Source organism: Ruegeria marina (genome assembly GCF_900101475.1).
Classification (GTDB): domain Bacteria; phylum Pseudomonadota; class Alphaproteobacteria; order Rhodobacterales; family Rhodobacteraceae; genus Ruegeria_B; species Ruegeria_B marina.
Map to the genome: position 1 here is coordinate 46,757 of NZ_FMZV01000023.1, position 16,484 is coordinate 63,240.

A 16,484-nucleotide genomic window follows, 5' to 3' on the forward strand; every position below is an offset into this window, starting at 1 on the left:
TGCGGGTTCGAAATCGCACCCGTGTCGCAATCAATCTGCGCGATGCCACAACCCAGGTTAAACATCATGCGAATTCTTGCCGTAGACGACGAGCCGAGCATCTTGGAACTTCTGACCCAGATCCTGGCGGTTTTCGGGTACGAAGAGGTTGTCACCGCCCCAAACGGTCGCGACGCGCTCGAGATCTTGCGCAGCGACCCCAAACCATTCGACTGTCTTCTGCTTGACGTGCAGATGCCCCAGATGAACGGGATCGATCTTTGCGAAGCGGTTCGCAGCCTGCCCGGCTATCGCTTCACCCCGATCATCATGGTTACCGCGATGGTCCAGAAGCAGTACATCGACGATGCCTTCGAAGTGGGAGCATCCGACTACGTGACCAAGCCGTTTGAATTTGAGGATCTGAAACAAAGGCTTTCAGACGCCTACAGGCTGGCCGCAGAACGAAAGGCCGCGATCCTGGCGATGGAAGCGTTCGACAATGCGCAGACTGACAGCAAGGTCGCGCACGAGTTCCAACTGGGTGATCCGCTCGTCCTCAATACGCTTGCCGGATGCCAGGGGCTGGCCGAGTTCGAAAACTACGTTGGCAAGATTGCTACGTCGCACCCCCTCGACGCCTCGGTTCTGGCCGTCAAGGTCGAAGATGCCGACTGGGTCTACCGGAACTCGACATCCGATGTGTTCCGCTCGGTCATGAGCGCGGCGGGGCGTGAAATCCTGTCGGCAACACAGGGAGCCAGAAGCCTGGCTACATACTGGGGCAACGGCGTATTCCTCGTGGTTCTTGACAACAATTGTCCTGTCGACATTCAAGGCCTTGCAAACCGGATGGCGGAGATCGCGACGACGTCCGATAGCGAAAACCTTTCGATCGGAAACATCTCTTGCCGGCTGGGTGAAGTGGTCCCGCTCAGGGCCACGACCAAGCTTGAGGCATTGTTCCTCATCGACAAGGCGGTCGAAACTGCCGAGGTGCCCTTTAGTCCGATGACGATGGCCGGGTAAACTGGCGGACGGGTGGCGCCCGTCGCGAGGTGACCGGACAGATCACTACAAGATTTCACCTGTGCAGCCGGTTGTCGACCATGCTCAATCGGCAGACATTCTGTCTTTTGACCAGGCAGGGCGTTTCGCTGTGGAGACGCCCTGCCTGCTCACGAAACCGTAAAATTGATACGCCGCCGATCGGGAAATGACTGCTGTCATGTGTGCCCCCCGCCATTGTTCGCTGACGGCGGCGACCCGCAGACATGTGACCACGGTTGCGCGAGGGCAAATAGCGGGACGGCGACCACCTGGTCTTGGCGGAAAGCTGACATCCCCCCTGCCCTGCCTCGATCCAGATTTCCCTGAAACCGCCGATTACCGCGATTTGTGCGGTTTCCCGCCCATTCCCTCGGGGCGGGGTTGATCACGAGCCAGCGTACCGTATTCAGAAAAAAATTGAATCTGGCTGCGAGTTTTCCCATGAAACCGAGGTGTATCTCCGTCCGCGCGGTTCGCGCGACATGTCTTTCGCTGATCTGTCTGGGGCTATCCGGTGTTGCCGCCGCGGCCACGGTATCCTGCAAGGCCCCATCGGCGCGGGAAATTTCGGCACGACCCGAGCGCGCGGCCCCGGGCAGCACGGTGATGAAAAGGATCGGAGAGGCTGCCGGGCCGATCCGGGACCGGGCTATCGTCAGTGAAGTGCTGCAAGGCAATGTGCCGTCTTTCATGAATAAGCTGGTGCCGCTGACCCTGAGGGGAACCGCGTCGACCGGACGGGCCATCTCGGTCACCCTGTGCGTCACGCCTGAATATCTTGCCATTGGCAACGACCGGGATTTCGTGCGGGTTCCACTCGGACTGCCGGCGGCAGCCTACCTTGCCACCGAACTGGGCTTCCTTCTGCCCACCACAAAGATCGTCGATGCAATTTACCAACAGGCGGCCGTGCGGGTTGCACCAAATCCCATGGACCCGACCTCGCAAATGACGACCACGTCGTATTTCGTCGCTCACAACCGAACGGTCGAACAACAAATGTCGGGGGCCAGGGGCAGCAAAGATGGGCTTTCTGCCGGCCACAAGAAGGATCTGGTGCTGTCCAACCGGCTCAGGGCGAAACCTGGCCGGGTGGCGATTTATGGCTGGCATCGTCAGAACGGCAAGCCGATCCAGCCTCTGAGTACCGTGCACGGCTCTGAATACGCCGACTACAGCCACGGGGTCCGGCTGGTCAGCAGTATCGCCTATGTGGATGGAAATCCCATGACACTGGACCAGATCATGCGCGATCGCGAACTTTCCAAGCTGGTCAGCAGCGAAGGGCCGATCGAGGATGCAAACGGTCTGCTCCGGAGCTACGCCCGCATCGCCTTGAACTAGTTGGCCTCAAGCCTCTCGGGAAAACCCCGCATCGCCTGTGCCCTGCGCGCTGGCGGCATTGGCGATGTCGCATGTTTCGGGCATGTCCCCAAACGCTCTAGTCGATCGTCTTGCAACAGCGAAACCCCAGATGGTAGTTCGCGTGGCTCGACTGGCTCATGACAGGAGAGCCGTGCCAATAGGGTGCGCGCCACCGGCACCAATCTGGATGGGCATAGTAGCGGTCAAAGATGAACCAACTGCCCTTCATTTCTGTCACCCCCAGCTTGCGACTGCCCGCGCTTGCCATCTGGTCCGGCGTCAACGGCAGATTCATATGCTCGGCCGCATTGCCGTGTTGGTCATAGACGCCCAGCGCGCTCTTGCAGCCGGGAAAACTGCCGGCTGGATAGGTATTGGAACCGCAGCTGTTGTATCCACCACCGCCACAGGTAGCGCTTTTCTGGCTTGCTGCGGCACAAACCCCCTTTTTATAAGCATTGCCATAGGCCCAATTCTTGCTGGCCCCGTATTTGGCGTTGTGAGCCTGGCGCATAGCCGCAACGGAACCCGAGCCGAACCGGTAGTCCGGCGGCTCAAGCGCCCCGGCGCAGGCTCCTTCCCATTCATGTGCATCGCACAGGCGCTTGCCGACGGCCGCGCATATCTCGGCCGCTTCCCGCGCCTTGACCCAGACCACGGGATACGTGCACGGAATGTTGGGAAATTCGAACTGGTCAATGCAAGCCTTTGCGTCTGATGGATTTTCCAGACGTGGATCGTAAAGTGGAGCCATGTAGCGATCACCGCAGATGCGCCGGTTCCGTGCATCGTCATAGCCTGTCGCGCCCCCCGGAACGCGGGCCTGGCATTCACTCGGAGTCATCGGATGCCGGGTGATCCGCGGATTACCCTGCCCGATATAACCAGATCGTTGAAAGATCGACCGGACCTGCTGCATCTGGGCCGGACTCAGCCCGTGGACCCTCGCCAACTGGTCGAACAATACCTCGTTGGCCTGTTGCAGCGTCTCGCTTCTTGCCAGGGGCGCAAAGACGAACAGAAAGCCCATTACCGCGAGCGCCAATCTCCGCTTCTTCATTTTACGACCTCCTTTCGCATCACGTAGAAAAGATCCCTGTTGTCGGGATATCCGATGAAGCGCGGGATGACCTTGCCGCCTGCCAGTTTCTTGTCGATAAGGCCCATGCCCGGCACGATATGCGCGACATGTATCTTGCCGCCTCGCGGCACGTAGAGCGCCAGGTAGGTGTGCTCCAACGCGTTCATGTCCATCAGCATGGCATAACCGCACCCATAAGCCTGGAAGGTGCGTACCATCGCCGAAGGCGTCGCCGTCGAAAAATAGCCGTAGACCAGGTAATTTGTCTGACCGTCCTCGACGATGCAGGCACCCGCCCGCAGGGTACGCAACTCGGCGTCAGCGGATCCCGACCAATTCCCCCCGCCCCATTGTGTGACCAGTTCGCCCGGCACCCCCTGTCCGGACCCGGCATCCCGTTCCAGCAGGGCAACGCCGTTCTGGCGGGCGAAACGGATCAGGGGAAGCAACACATTGTCCTCCTCCTGCCAGGTCTTCATATGCACGGTACCGTCATTCAACACCACGATCGTCGAAAGACCGGGCTGCAACTTGCTCAGGATCACCCCGTTTTCGATAAAACCGTAATGGTGACCCATGTTGAAGGTCGCCATCTCTCCGAACTTGAAAGCGCCGTGCTGTCGCTTGAAACCGCCTGTGAACGTGGCGATCGTCCGGTTCGCCAATGCAGGGTTGACCATGCCAAGGCGCACCAGCGGATCGGCCGTCCTAATACCGTCGGGTCCGGGCAGTCCGCGCGGCCGGGCTGATGCGGCCGGACGCGGCGACCATCCCAGGCCTGGGTGATCCGTTCCCAGCGCAAACCCCAAATCGTAGGCCGACAGATCGAATGCGATCATGTATCCGGTTGCGTTGGCCTCCACGGAGTCGAGCCGGTTGACCTTGCCGGGGCTGTCGAACACCGAACGTGCGATTGCGCCGGGCTGGAAGGCACTGGCAAAGACGCCCGGCATCCCCGTAACAGGGTACCAGACCCCGATGGCCATGCGGCCGTCTTCCGCCCCAGTCACCGCGACATCCAGCAGCGTACCTATCACCGGGCGCAGGTTATCGGCGGCCTCGGTTTGCATCGGCGGCGGACCAGCTGCGTTGCGGGCCGTACTCTCGTTTCCTTCGACAGGGCTGGCTTCCAGTTCGGCATCCTTGAAGAATGTCCCGCGCACGAAACGCACGATGGATTCTCCGCCCCATATGTTGTCGCGCAGAAACTCGGCCGTCGCCTCGAGGCTGGTACGTGCGCCCCTGGACCTGTTGCGCAGGTAAAGCCGGCCGGCACAAACCGGCGCATAGGGCAAGGCGGTCTTTCGGGCGGCCTCCAGTTCATCTTCCCAAGGGGTGCAGGATGCAGCTCCATCGGGCCCGCTCAGGGTCAGGGCCGGCCCGTCCGGATCGAGTAACACGGAGTGCCCAGCAGGCTGCGGAAGCTCAAGATGATAGCTTTCAACCACCCGGCCTTTTGCATCGACCGCCTGAAGCAGGAACCAAGCGCCGATACTGGGATTGAGAGAGGTCAGAACGATGCTTCCCCGACCATCCGCAAGGTCGACGGCGGAAGCTGTCCGAAACGGTTGCAGATCGAGTACGGTCTTGGCTTCCACCGCCTCGTATTTCCTGAGTTGCTCTGCAAGGGTCTCGGCGGATTGGGACATTGCTGTAACCGGGAACAGCAATGCGGTCACGGATACAGCGATCGTCACCGCACGGGTCATGGATATTTCAGTCAGCAGGCGCATCCGAACTCCTTTCCCGATTTTCCCTACATCACGAGGCGCAACAGTTTCAGCGCGCCGCGTTTCCAGGGCACCCTGTGCGTCACGCCGGATGCGACCGAGATCCTGTCGTGGTTTGCCACATACCAGTCATAGTTGCGGATCAGCGCCTCCTCGTTGGAATACCGGGGCGTGAACCCCAACCGATCCACGATCTTGTCGATGCTGACGAAACTGTCCTTGCCGGCGGTCTCGTAAATCCACTTGTAAAGCGGCGAAAGGCCGACGGTCTCCAATGCCCTAAGGGTCCAGATGGCGGGTGCCGCCGGAAGGCCGACAATCCGTTTGCCGTGCCCGGCGCGGTCCAGAACGGCCTGAAAACTTGCGCGCAGGCTGCCGAAGCGCTCCGCTCCCACATTGAACGTGTCGTTTGCCCGGTCCGATGGCGCGGTCGCGCACAGCAGCACCGCCTTATTGAGGTCCTCTACATCCAGCAATTGATAGAGGTTGTTACCCGAACCCAGAACCGGGAAATTATGCCCGTCGAAGGCGAAGTCATAAAGCAGCTCAAACGCGCCAAGCCGCTCGGGCCCGACAAAGGACTTGGGTCGCAGGACCGGCAGGCACAGGCCCTTTTCCCGATATTCCAAGCAGATCCGTTCGGCCTGAACCTTCGATTCACCATAGGGACCGACCCCGTACATCGGGTCATCCTCGGTCAGCGGATGATGGTCGGGAATCCCGTAAACCGCAGTGCTGGAAATGTGGATGAAACGACCGATACCCTGTTGAAGCGCGGTTTCCAGCAGCATCCGGGTCCCATCGACATTTATCGAGCGGATCTCCTCAGCCGGGCTCAAGGGCAAGGCCGCGGCGCAGTGAACGACCACGTCCACCCCGTCGAACGCCTCGTCATGACGAACAGGGTCACGAATGTCGGCTTGCAGCACCGAGATTGCATCCGCTTCGGGATAGGTGAAGGGCGCGATATCGTAGCTGCGCACCTGATGCCCGCTGGCCAACAGATGACGGATGAGGTTTATGCCCATGAAACCGGCACCGCCGGTGACGAGAAAATTCATCGTTTCCCTATTCTGCCGTGCTTGTTCGAAAATCGGCTTGCGCCGGGTTGAACCAATTATAACACAAGCCTGACGCATTCACTCGGCGCGCAAACATGATCTGCATCAAGAAAGGTCGCATAAAAGGGGCCGATGCTGATACGATCACAAGACATACGAAACATTCAGCCAGGTTCGCGGAACAGCAAACGGTTAGGCAAAAGCGCGCCATGCAGGAAAAGACCCAGCACCAGGAGCCGAAGACAATCCCACTCGTCGTCGATGTCGACGGGACGCTCTTGCGAACCGACCTGCTGCTGGAAACGATCTGGGCCGCCCTGGGCAGAAACGCAATCGCAACCTTGCTGGTGCTGATCGGAAATCTGGCAAACCCAGCGGTATTGAAACGCAAGCTGCTGGCGATCGCCCGCCCGGACATCGGCCTGCTTCCGGAACGTCAGGACGTGCTGGAGTTGGTGCGGAACTCCAAGGCACAAGGCCGGTCGGTGCATCTGGCATCAGGGGCTGATGAAACATTGGTCACAGCTGTCGCGGAACGGTTCGAAATACCGGGCCCAAACTGGGGAACGCGACTGGAAAGAAACCTGACCCGCCAGGAAAAAGCGGCGGTGATCCTTGGCCAGTTCGGCGCTGAAGGGTATGATTATGCGGGAAATTCCTGGGCTGACCTGCCATCATGGCAAACCGCACGGCGGATCATTGCGGTTGCGCCCGACAGGCGATTGACGGCGAGATTGAACGGGCTGGGAAAGCCGGTCAGCATCGTGAAAGACGGCTGGACCCTGCGCGATGTCTTTCGGGAAATGCGCCTGTTTCAGTGGATAAAGAACCTTCTGATCTTTCTTCCGTTCCTGGCCGGGTTGCCGGCAAGTGCGCCAGCCGGATTGGCGGTACTCGCCGCGGCGCTCAGCTTTGGCCTGTCAGCTTCTGCCGTATACATTTTCAACGACCTGACCGACCTCGACGCCGATCGCCGTCATCCTGAAAAACGGCACCGCCCTATCGCCTCGGGACGTTTGCCCATTTCCGTTGCGATGGGCCTGGGAACGATACTGGTGACACTGTCATGGGGGATTGCGCTTGCCGTCGATCCATTGGTCTGGGCCATGGCGGCACTCTACATGGTGCTCAACCTGGCCTATTCCCTGTCGCTGAAGAAAAAGCGCTGGATCGACCTCGGCCTGCTCGCGACATTCTTTCTGATTCGCCTGATAACAGGAGCGATTGCCGCAAATGTCACGGTAACGCCCTTGTATCTCGGCTTCGTCTTTGCCGTGTTTCTTTCCCTCGCCTGCGTCAAACGCCTGACGGCACTGGCTCGTCTCAAGACCCCAGAGCAACTGCATGGTCGCGGGTATCGCCCAGCGGACACCCGCAATCTGGAAAGACTCGCCTATGGCAGCGCTTTTGCTTCGGTCGTGTTGTTTCTTCTGGCTACTTTGCTGGACGGGGCCGCGACTTATGTCAGCACGCCGCCGCTCATGTCCCTGGCAATGCTGCCCTTTGGGCTCTGGCTCGCAAGGGTAATCCGGCTGAGCTTGACGGGACGCGAAGACTACGACACGGTGGTTTTTGTTACCCGTGACAAAGTCGGACTGAGCATGCTTGCCCTATCCATTGTCATCTTTCTGATATCGTACTGACCTCTCACGCGGAAAAACGTAAGCCCGGTCCAGGCGATATTTCAGCGTATACCCCAGCGTAAGGCCCAGAACCGCTCCGACCTCTCGCATCCGGTCTGTCTGCCAAACAACCAGGAAAATGGTCTCGCTGCACCAGAACAAGAGGGTCGTGGCCACGCCGGTCAAAGTGTAAAGAGAAAACTTCCGTGCCTCGCTACGGGCATCCTGCAGTTTGTCGGAAAAGATCCACTTCTTGTCGAGCAGATATTTGAGGACCAGTCCCACGCCGGTTCCCAGCATCAGGGCCAGAACATAACCGTAGGCACCGTCGAACTGTTTCAACGACAAGCGCTGAACACCAAGGTTTGCCATGACCGCAATTGCCGCGAAAACGGCGTAGCGAAGAGCCGTGCCTGCCACCCTCTCTCACCCATTTGGATATTTGAAACAGTTCAGCATAAACGCATCGGGGGAACCACCGAAAGATTACCGAATGGGATCCGCGTCGCGCCAAAACCGGCGCTGCTCACCGTTTCTCTTTGCGAACGCCTCGCCGACATGCCACCAGCCTTATCGCCCGGCGATGCCGGATCTCCGAGGCAGACATCGGGCCGAACCGGTTGGTTTCGCGGCTCACATCGATGATGCGTTCATGCAGCCCTGCCCGCCTTGACCGGATACCATCCGGCAGCGCCAGTCGATCATTCCACTTCGATCTGTCCGGCAAGTTGCCTGAGCACTTCGATATCCGGTTCCTTGCGGGGCCAGCCCAGAGTCACCCCATCATCAGCATGGCGTGGCAAAACGTGCAGATGGACATGAGGCACGGTCTGCCAGCCTGCCGGGCGGTTGGCCTGCAAGATCGTCAGCCCCTCCGGTTTGAACGCCGCTTGCACCGCGACCGCGATACGCCGTGCCGCCCGGAAAAGCGCCCCGGCCTCTTCATCCGTCATGTCCAGGATCGTCTCGGCCGGCCGCTTCAGCGCGACGATGACATGGCCGGGGTTGACCTGCCCGGCATCCATGAAGGCGAAAACGTGATCGTCTTCGAACACCTTGGCGCAGGGAATTTCACCCGCGATGATCCGAGAGAAAACAGTCATTTGAATCACTTTACTGGTTTGCCGCGAAAACATTTTTGCGGAACAATCGAGCAAGGGCAATCTGGGAGAATTCCCTATATTCAGGATAGCCTGGCATGACAGCATACGTTCTTGAAGGTTTCCGTCACCTCGAACCGAAGGCGAGGCTGGACTACATCCGAAGAAGCTTGCACCTGCCTGACAGGACCGCACTGTTTTATGCCTTCGGTGCCCCAAGAGAGGAGGCGCCCGGCAGGTCGCGCCCACGTTCCGACAGGGTTCTATGTGACGATGAAACAAAAGGCTGGTGGTCGGATTACTGCAACGACCCGCAGCGTCACGCCGTTGATCCCGTACGTGCGGCCATCCGGACGAGCTTCGCTCCGGTATACTGGAACAAGCTGCTTGCAGAGCGCGATTTTGAGCGTTCCACGGACGTTCTCTGGCAACACTTGCGCGATCACCGGATATCGGCGGGTATTTCGGTGCCGATCCACGATGCGGCAGCCAATCGTTATGGCTCCTTTTCCTTGATTCACTTCGAACAGCGGGGCGTTTTCGAAGACTGGCTGGCCCGTTTCAGCGGTAACCTTGCCGGTGCTGCCTATGCCCTGCACCTGAGTTTCGGGGCAATCACACCGGCGACATCTCTGCTGTCGCCGCGTGAACGCGAGTGTCTGGCTCTCATTTCCGAAGGGTTGACCAGCAAGCAGATTGCTTCGCGGCTGGGATTGTCACCAAAAACGATCGACCTGCATATAGCAAGTGCCTGCCGCCGCCTCGACGCCATGAACCGAAGCCATGCTGTCGCTCGCGCCCTGGAGACAGGAGCATTGGACGCATCATCCAGACGCCATTGATCCGTCACGAGCAAACCGTGCAAGCCTTTCCGGCCCGAGACACTCTGCCAGAACTGTCACAGACGATTTTGGCAACGGCCTTGAAGAACCGACACCAGTCATTCGCGCTGAAAAGGCGACCGGCATCTCTGGCCGCCGTTCGGTCTTTTGGGGGCCAGGAAGATGCCGGCAGGCGAAACAGGGTTTTCGAGCTGTTGTTCCATCCGGGCGATGGCGGCGACCAGATGTGAATTGCGCATACCGTTGCGCGACTGAAGCGAAACCTTCTGCGCAGCGGTCGCTTCGCGTACCGCATTGCAGGCCATCTGGTCGGCAACGGCGACGGAGAGATCCCCTCCGTGGTCCTCGGCCCGCAGGTGCAGCATGAGATCGGCCGTAGCGGTGCCGCCAGACGCGGTAGGATGTTTGTCATCCGCCACGAAGACATTCCGTAGAAGATTCACCTAGGGGAATTTTTTCATGAAGCGGTCATGGTATTCCCAGTCGATCAATGCGTCCCGCCCATTCGGAAAGCCACTGATCGCCAGCACCCAACTGCCAGAGCACAACGCGCCGATACTGGTCTTGGTCAACCGGTCCTTGCGCCGCAGAGCATTCAAAAGGACCGTGTGGTCCTTGGATTGCATATCGCTTCCCGACAGCACGAACAGCCGGTCGCCCGCCAGTCGGCCAGGGCAATCGGATCGCGGAACTGCACACCCATATTTTCAAGAATGTCCATCGAGGCCGCATTGATCATCTCGACCTGTGCGCCGTCCATGACTTCGCAAAGCGGCAGTAAACGGGTCAATCCGCGCAGCATGGAGAAATCGCGGGTGGTGCGCAGCGTGTGGCGCGCGGAACCTCCGCCTGAGCGGACACGGGGTCGGGCCATTGTTTCGGTCATTTCGGGTCTCCTCTAGGGTCCAGAAGAGAAGGGACAAGTAGCCGAGCCCGCTCGTGCAGATTTACGAAGCAGGTCTTGCAATAAACGACTACGGCCCGCAGTCGCGGGCCGGTCCGGAGCGCCCCACCTTGAGCCTGACCCACAAGAACCCTGTCCTGCCTGCGGCATTCCCCGGACATTTGTCTCGCTGACCGGATCAGGTCAAAGGCGGGACGCTGGAATTCAGACTTCGATTTCGACGTTGCCGATCGGCTTGGAACAGCAGGCAAGGATGTATCCGTCGTCGATATCTTCATCCGAGATACCGCCGTTGTGGACCATATGGACGTCGCCAGCGGTCTTGCGCACCTTGCAGGTGCCGCACACACCAAATGTGCAGCCCGAGGGAATGACAATCCCCGAGCCGCGCGCGACGGCAAGGATGGTATCCGTCTCGTGGCATTCGGCGGTCACGTCGGATTTGCTGAAGACGACGCTTGCAATGGCGTTGTCATCCGGCACCACATCGTCATGTTCGGGAAGCTGCTCTTCCTTCTTGACCGGCGCGACAAAACTTTCCTGATGGTAGCGTCCCATGTCGTAGCCGAGACCGATAAGCATATCGCGCACGGCATCCATGAAGGGTTCCGGGCCGCAGCAATAGACATCGCGTTCGAGATAGTCCCCTGCGATCAGGCCGATCATGAGCTGGTTCAGCCGTCCGCGAAGACCGGTCCAGACGCGATAGGGGTCATCTTCCTCAACGATGAAGAACAGTTTGATCGACGGCACGCGCGAGGCCATATGCTCCAGTCGCTGCCGTGCGATGATGTCCTGCGGACGTTGGGCGCAGTGCACGAAGGTCACGTCGATGTCGGTGCCCCGATCGAAGAGATAGGTCGTCATCGCCAATGACGGCGTTATTCCCGATCCGGCCGAGATGAAGAGGTATTTTCGGTCTTCCTTCCGCGGAAGGGTGAAAATGCCGGCAGGCCCCGTTGCCTTGATCGACATGCCCGGCCGCAGGTTGTCCAGCATCCAGCGGGTTCCGATGCTGCCAGCCTGTGCCTTGACTGTTACCGAAATCGTCAACGGACGCGAGGGCGAAGACGAAATCGTATAGGTTTTCCAGACCGTTCCGCCCGGAGCCGGCAGCTCCAGCGTCAGGAACTGGCCGGGCTCGTAGCGGAACTGACGGCCGGAAGGCGACACGAAGCTGAATGTTGCCGTATTGGGGGCCTCGGGCACCACCGAACAGCAGATCAGCGGCTCCGCATCGTTCCAGATGCCGCCATCGCCGGAAACTGTGAGATCGACGTCCAACGCCATGGCCCTACTCCGCCGCGATCCGTTTCACGCCACCGGTGATCGCGCGGATCATCGTGTTTGCGTACCAGTCGGTGAACTGGATGTTGCCGCCCTCGTGCGTGGGGGAATACGGCCCCGGTTCATAGGCGGGCGATTGAATGCCGCGCTGGTTGTTTTCGACCACCTCGCGATCTTCATCATTCGTTGCGATCCAGACCTCTGTCAGGCGTTTGATGTCATAGTCCTGGCCTTCAACGGCGTCCTTGTGGACAAGCCATTTGGTGCAGACCTCGGTCTGTGTCGGGCTGATCGGTGTCACACGGAAAACTATGATGTGATCGGAAAGGAAATGGTTCCAGGTTCCCGGATACTTGTACTTCAAAAGCGACCCCGCGTCCTTGAACGGAATGGAGGAATTCGGTTTGCTGACGGCAGCCTTGCCATCCATGGTGTAGCTTTCCGCATTGTCCAGCAGCGGTGTCCGTACGAACCGCCAGTCCCCCAGGGCAGACTCCAGATGTGCCGAAGGCGCACCGACCGCGTCACAGCGCTGGCTGTGTTGCTGCTGCAGCGCGTTCATCTCGCCGCTGTCGTCGTTTCCGATGGCGCGTGGGTCTTCGGGGAAAGTCCGGCACAGCGAAGGGTGGTTGCCCGAACAGTGATAGCACTCGCGGTTGTTTTCCCACACCAGCTTCCAGTTGCCGTTTTCGACGATCGTGCTCTCATAGGCGATCTTTGAGTTTTCCAGATCGTGCGGCGCAAGATAGCGCGCGGTCTGCGCCACGAATTCCTCGATCTCGGGCGCCTCGTCGGCCAGGCAGATATAGACCATCCCGGACACGTTGCGGCAATGGACCTGCTTCAGCCCGTGCTTGGAGGCGTCGAAATCCGGTCCCATCTCACGCGCCCAGAGAAGTTTGCCATCCAGCTCATAAGTCCATTGGTGATACGGGCAGACCAACTTGGGTCCGGTCCCTTTCTTGGTCTTGCAAAGAACTGACCCACGGTGACGGCAGGAATTGTGGAACGCGCGAATCTGGTCGTCATTGCCGCGAACGATGACGACGGAATATGCGCCGACTTCATGGACGACGTAATTTCCCTTTTTGGGAATCTCGCAAGACGGAATGGCAAAGAGCCATTCCTTGTACCAGATACGGTCCATGTCGGTCTGGAATACGCCGGGATCGCAGTACAGGTCCTGCGCCAGAGAATAGCCCGGCTTTCGGCGCATAAGCGTGGAGAGAACATCGGATTCGCGAAGCATTTGTAACCTTTTTTCATTCCTCCGCGACAAGGCGGAGAAGAGGGGGTGGTTTTGGTTTTTGCGCACCGGGACATGCTCCGGTCGTTGCAGCAGCCTTCTCATGGAGCGGGGCATTCGGCTCCGGAATTAGCGACCGACAGCGCAGGATTTACGACCTTCTGAGAGAGCGCCGGAACGATTCGATCCGGTCCCGCCAAGCGGCGGATGCCCGTCCCTGATGCCGCGCCGAGACCACGCCACTTGGTGAGCGCATCACGGGAGTTCCGGGGGTGCAAAAAGGAGGCTGGACAGACCGGGCTTGCGGTTGTGCCAAGACGGCCTCAATTCGCCACCAGAACCTCTGCCTTGAAGCCGCCATTGCGCCAGCGTGTCAGCGCGGCCGAGAACCCCGGCCCCGACAAGCCATCAACGGTCCCCGTGTAAATGCCGGCCATTTGCAGGCGCGACTGAATGGCCTTGATCGTGTCGGGCGACCAGTCGCCGGTTGCCTTCGTAAGCTGCTGCAACAGCGTTCCTCGGTCTTCGGCGACACCGCGCAGCAGCAGGTTTGCGGCCTGCCCCGCATCCCGCGCCACCCCCCGCCCCTCGTCAAGCAGGATCGCCGCCGCACGATAACCTTCGTGTTCACCGTCGCGCGCCGCCCGCAGGAAATAGTCCAAAGCCGCATCCGGCGTGTCGATGACCCCGTCCTGTGCCAGAACGCCGAGGTTGAACACGGCCTTCGCGGATCCGAGATCCGCCGCCCGGCGCAACAGGGAAATGGCGCGTTCGGGATCCGTCTTGCCCCGGTCGCCCTGAAACAGCGAGACCGCCAGGTTGATCATGGCATCCGGGCTGCCCGCCTCGGCCGCACGCTCGTACAATGCCATTGCCGCCTGGTAATCCTGTGGTATGCCGTTGCCGCTTTCCGTCAGTTGTGCAAGGCTGACCATGGCGCGAAGGTCGCCTTGTTCAGCGGCGCTCCGATACAGTTGTACAGCCCTGGCGATATCGCCCGACGCCGCTGTGGCACGGGCCAGCAAGGCGGTATAATGCGGCAGATCGGGCGATTGAACGGTCGCGGCAGAGCACGCCTGGATAGCTGCAAGCGTGTTCTGTGCCAATTGATCAAATGCCACACCGGGAACCGACGCGGTTGCGTCACGGGGATGCGTCGCCAGCCTTTCGCAGATCGCTTCGGGCGTGCTGTCTTCGGCCCTGGGCAACAGGTCCAGCAAACGCCGGACCTCCTCCCTGCGCGCGCCATCGGGGTACCGCTCCAGATAGAACTCCAGCAAGGGCCGCATCCGGCTGCGCCGCGCGAGGCTCCACAATCGCTCGGCCTCTGCCTCTTCGTCCTGTATCCCCAACGCTCGCGTGCGCGACCCGGTCTGCAGATAGGCCAGAACATCTCCGGCATGCGCGCCCTGGGGATAGCGGTCGATATAGAGCTCCATCAGGGCGTCGTTCTTCGCCTCGATGGCAACCTGCCACAACATGGTTTCCTCGGATACCGTCACGGGGTTGCGGTCGAACTGAAAGGCACGGGTGAGCGAAGAATTGTCCCACGGGATCTGCCGCCCGCCGGTCGCCGCCAGAACATCGCGCCGCACCGCGATCATGAGTTCGGACACGTCCTGACCGGGCGTATAGATATGATCGAGAAGCGCCTGTGTGAAAAAACTGTTCCGGCCGGTGCCGTCATAGGCCACGTTGTCGGGCTGTGTGGCATAGGCAAACATGAAATCGGCGGATGTACCCACCCGGGCCAGCCCGCTGCCGACCCCGGGCAGGTCCTCGACCGCCGTTCCGAACGGGTTGTCGCGGCAGGCGTCCAGAAAGACCAGCTTCAACCCCTGTGACCGCTCCAACGCCTCGACGACATGGGCCAGCGGTACGGTCTGGGTCTGCAGATCCTCGGGCGATGTTATCCGTGCATCGGTCGGCACCAGATAATTCTGACCGCCAACCTGAAACCCATGCCCCGCGTAGAAAAACAGGGCGACATCCGCCGTTTCGGCTGTTTCGGCAAATCTTTCTATCGCGTCGCGGATATTCTGCTGGCTGTAATCGCTGCCCATCAGCACGTCAAAGCCGAGCCCCTCCAGCGCCACGGTCAGATCAAGCGCATCGTTCCTGGGGTTCTTCAACGGCTCGACATGGCGGTACGACGAATTGCCCAGCACAAAGGCCACCCGCGTCTCGGCGACGACGGCGGCCGCCATGAAACAACACAGGCTGATGAGCGACGCAATCAGGATTCGCATGGGGCCCACATCACAGATCCGATACTCTCGACAACTGGATGCCCGCGGTTTCGAGGGCGTCCGACACCGTGGTGATCGTGGCCCGCTGAATGTCCGCCAATTCGGGGTCTTCGACCCGCACCAGCGAGATCGCCTTGCGGATTTCCCCCGCCGCGTCATCCAGAGCCGTTCTTGCCTCGGCCAGCGCATCGCGCCGGATCGCCTCGCGCTCGGCATCTGTCGTTGCCGTGGCCAACCGCCGTTCTGCCCTTTGACGCGCGCTGTCCACATTCGAACGCGCATTCCGGATGATGGTCGCCACGTTTTCCATGCCGGGCGGCAGATCCGCCGAAATCTCGTCGAGCTCCGCTGCGAAACTGTTCAGAGCATCCGACAGGCACGCCAGGTAACGGCTGACATCGTTGCTGCCCTGCTGGCAGCTTTCTGCGGCGATCACCAGCCGATCCGATATGACGCGCACATCTCCCAAAGTCGTCAGCGCAGCCTGCCTGATCGGACCGAATGACCCCGGCATACCAGTGAAGGTCTCGCCTTCGGCAAACAGAACCCGGATATCATCCGCCGGATTCGGCAGCCCGAATTCGACCGACACTGGCGGGCGCGGCACCGTATCGGAGGGCAGGTCTACGACCATCGTGCCATCAACATAGCTAATCGCGTAGTTCTCAAGCCCGGTACCGGTAGCCCCTCCAACCCCGATTGCGAACGGGCTGTTGGCCGCAAGCGCCCCGATTGGCGCACCAGGGCTGGTAAGTGTCGCGGCATTGACACTGTCCCCTGCCACGACCAGCCCAGATACCGAGATTTCATTGCCCTGGAACACGAACTCCTCACCCTGGAACTTGATCTGGTCCAGAGCCGTCACCACCAGCGGCGCCGGTGTCACCGTAAGCGCGCCGTCGACATAAGTGATGTCGTAATTCTCCAGCCCCGAGCCCACCGCGTCCGAGGCCACGATGGCGTAAGGC

The 16,484-nt window shown here is 60.1% G+C and carries 15 protein-coding genes; 4 read left to right on the top strand and 11 right to left on the bottom strand.

All coding sequences use genetic code 11. The annotated features are described in order from the left end of the window. Positions 1 to 66: 66 nt before the first annotated feature. Positions 67 to 1,008 (top strand): response regulator, encoded by a 942-nt coding sequence (locus BLT75_RS21815; RefSeq protein ID WP_176828179.1) that lies wholly within the window; start codon positions 67 to 69, stop codon positions 1,006 to 1,008. A gap of 402 nt (positions 1,009 to 1,410) precedes the next feature. Next, positions 1,411 to 2,373: a hypothetical protein gene (locus BLT75_RS21820; protein ID WP_143028628.1), complete on the top strand. Its 963-nt coding sequence runs from the start codon at positions 1,411 to 1,413 to the stop codon at positions 2,371 to 2,373. A 97-nt stretch (positions 2,374 to 2,470) separates the two neighbouring features. Here BLT75_RS21820 and BLT75_RS21825 read toward each other — a convergent pair whose 3' ends face one another. Genes BLT75_RS21825 through BLT75_RS21835 form a run of 3 tightly spaced genes read right to left on the bottom strand, consistent with a single transcriptional unit; the run spans position 2,471 to position 6,266 of the window. Further along, positions 2,471 to 3,454 carry an SUMF1/EgtB/PvdO family nonheme iron enzyme gene (locus BLT75_RS21825; RefSeq protein ID WP_093037236.1) on the bottom strand — a complete coding sequence of 328 codons (984 nt, stop codon included), beginning with the start codon at positions 3,452 to 3,454 and terminating at the stop codon, positions 2,471 to 2,473. Continuing rightward, on the bottom strand, positions 3,451 to 5,208 hold the full coding sequence (locus tag BLT75_RS21830; protein WP_093037239.1) for a hypothetical protein: 1,758 nt from the start codon (positions 5,206 to 5,208) through the stop codon (positions 3,451 to 3,453). Before BLT75_RS21830 ends, BLT75_RS21825 begins: the two co-directional genes overlap by 4 nt. 23 nt (positions 5,209 to 5,231) lie before the next feature. Next, complete coding sequence (locus tag BLT75_RS21835; protein WP_093037242.1) at positions 5,232 to 6,266, bottom strand: NAD-dependent epimerase/dehydratase family protein; 1,035 nt, start codon at positions 6,264 to 6,266, stop codon at positions 5,232 to 5,234. 209 nt (positions 6,267 to 6,475) lie between these two features. On the opposite strand from BLT75_RS21835, the gene BLT75_RS21840 reads away from it, so the two are divergent. Beyond that, entirely contained in the window at positions 6,476 to 7,909 is a 1,434-nt protein-coding gene (locus BLT75_RS21840) for a UbiA family prenyltransferase (protein ID WP_176828181.1), read from the top strand. Here BLT75_RS21840 and BLT75_RS21845 read toward each other — a convergent pair. Further along, on the bottom strand, positions 7,877 to 8,308 hold the full coding sequence (locus tag BLT75_RS21845; RefSeq protein WP_245706619.1) for a GtrA family protein: 432 nt from the start codon (positions 8,306 to 8,308) through the stop codon (positions 7,877 to 7,879). The genes BLT75_RS21840 and BLT75_RS21845 overlap by 33 nt on opposite strands. A 281-nt stretch (positions 8,309 to 8,589) precedes the next feature. Then, positions 8,590 to 8,991 (bottom strand): HIT family protein, encoded by a 402-nt coding sequence (locus tag BLT75_RS21850; protein WP_218128996.1) that lies wholly within the window; start codon positions 8,989 to 8,991, stop codon positions 8,590 to 8,592. Positions 8,992 to 9,086: 95 nt separating this feature from the next. Between BLT75_RS21850 and BLT75_RS21855 the strand changes: the two genes are divergently transcribed. Beyond that, positions 9,087 to 9,830, top strand: a complete 744-nt coding sequence (locus BLT75_RS21855; RefSeq protein ID WP_093037254.1) for a helix-turn-helix transcriptional regulator — start codon at positions 9,087 to 9,089, stop codon at positions 9,828 to 9,830. Positions 9,831 to 9,928: 98 nt separating this feature from the next. On the opposite strand, the gene BLT75_RS21860 is transcribed toward BLT75_RS21855, so the two are convergent. From BLT75_RS21860 to BLT75_RS24520, 6 genes are all read right to left on the bottom strand, one after another. Beyond that, positions 9,929 to 10,249, bottom strand: a complete 321-nt coding sequence (locus tag BLT75_RS21860; protein WP_143028629.1) for a helix-turn-helix domain-containing protein — start codon at positions 10,247 to 10,249, stop codon at positions 9,929 to 9,931. A gap of 176 nt (positions 10,250 to 10,425) precedes the next feature. After that, positions 10,426 to 10,716 (bottom strand): trimethylamine methyltransferase family protein, encoded by a 291-nt coding sequence (locus tag BLT75_RS21865; protein ID WP_093037260.1) that lies wholly within the window; start codon positions 10,714 to 10,716, stop codon positions 10,426 to 10,428. Between the two features lie 222 nt (positions 10,717 to 10,938). Beyond that, entirely contained in the window at positions 10,939 to 12,024 is a 1,086-nt protein-coding gene (locus tag BLT75_RS21870; RefSeq protein WP_093037262.1) for an FAD-binding oxidoreductase, read from the bottom strand. Positions 12,025 to 12,028: 4 nt separating this feature from the next. Next, positions 12,029 to 13,270 (bottom strand): aromatic ring-hydroxylating oxygenase subunit alpha, encoded by a 1,242-nt coding sequence (locus BLT75_RS21875; protein WP_093037265.1) that lies wholly within the window; start codon positions 13,268 to 13,270, stop codon positions 12,029 to 12,031. 320 nt (positions 13,271 to 13,590) lie between these two features. Next, complete coding sequence (locus BLT75_RS21880) at positions 13,591 to 15,516, bottom strand: caspase family protein (protein WP_093037268.1); 1,926 nt, start codon at positions 15,514 to 15,516, stop codon at positions 13,591 to 13,593. 10 nt (positions 15,517 to 15,526) lie between these two features. Further along, positions 15,527 to 16,484: MBG domain-containing protein (locus tag BLT75_RS24520; protein ID WP_281243200.1), on the bottom strand; the 958-nt coding region annotated here is incomplete at its 5' end.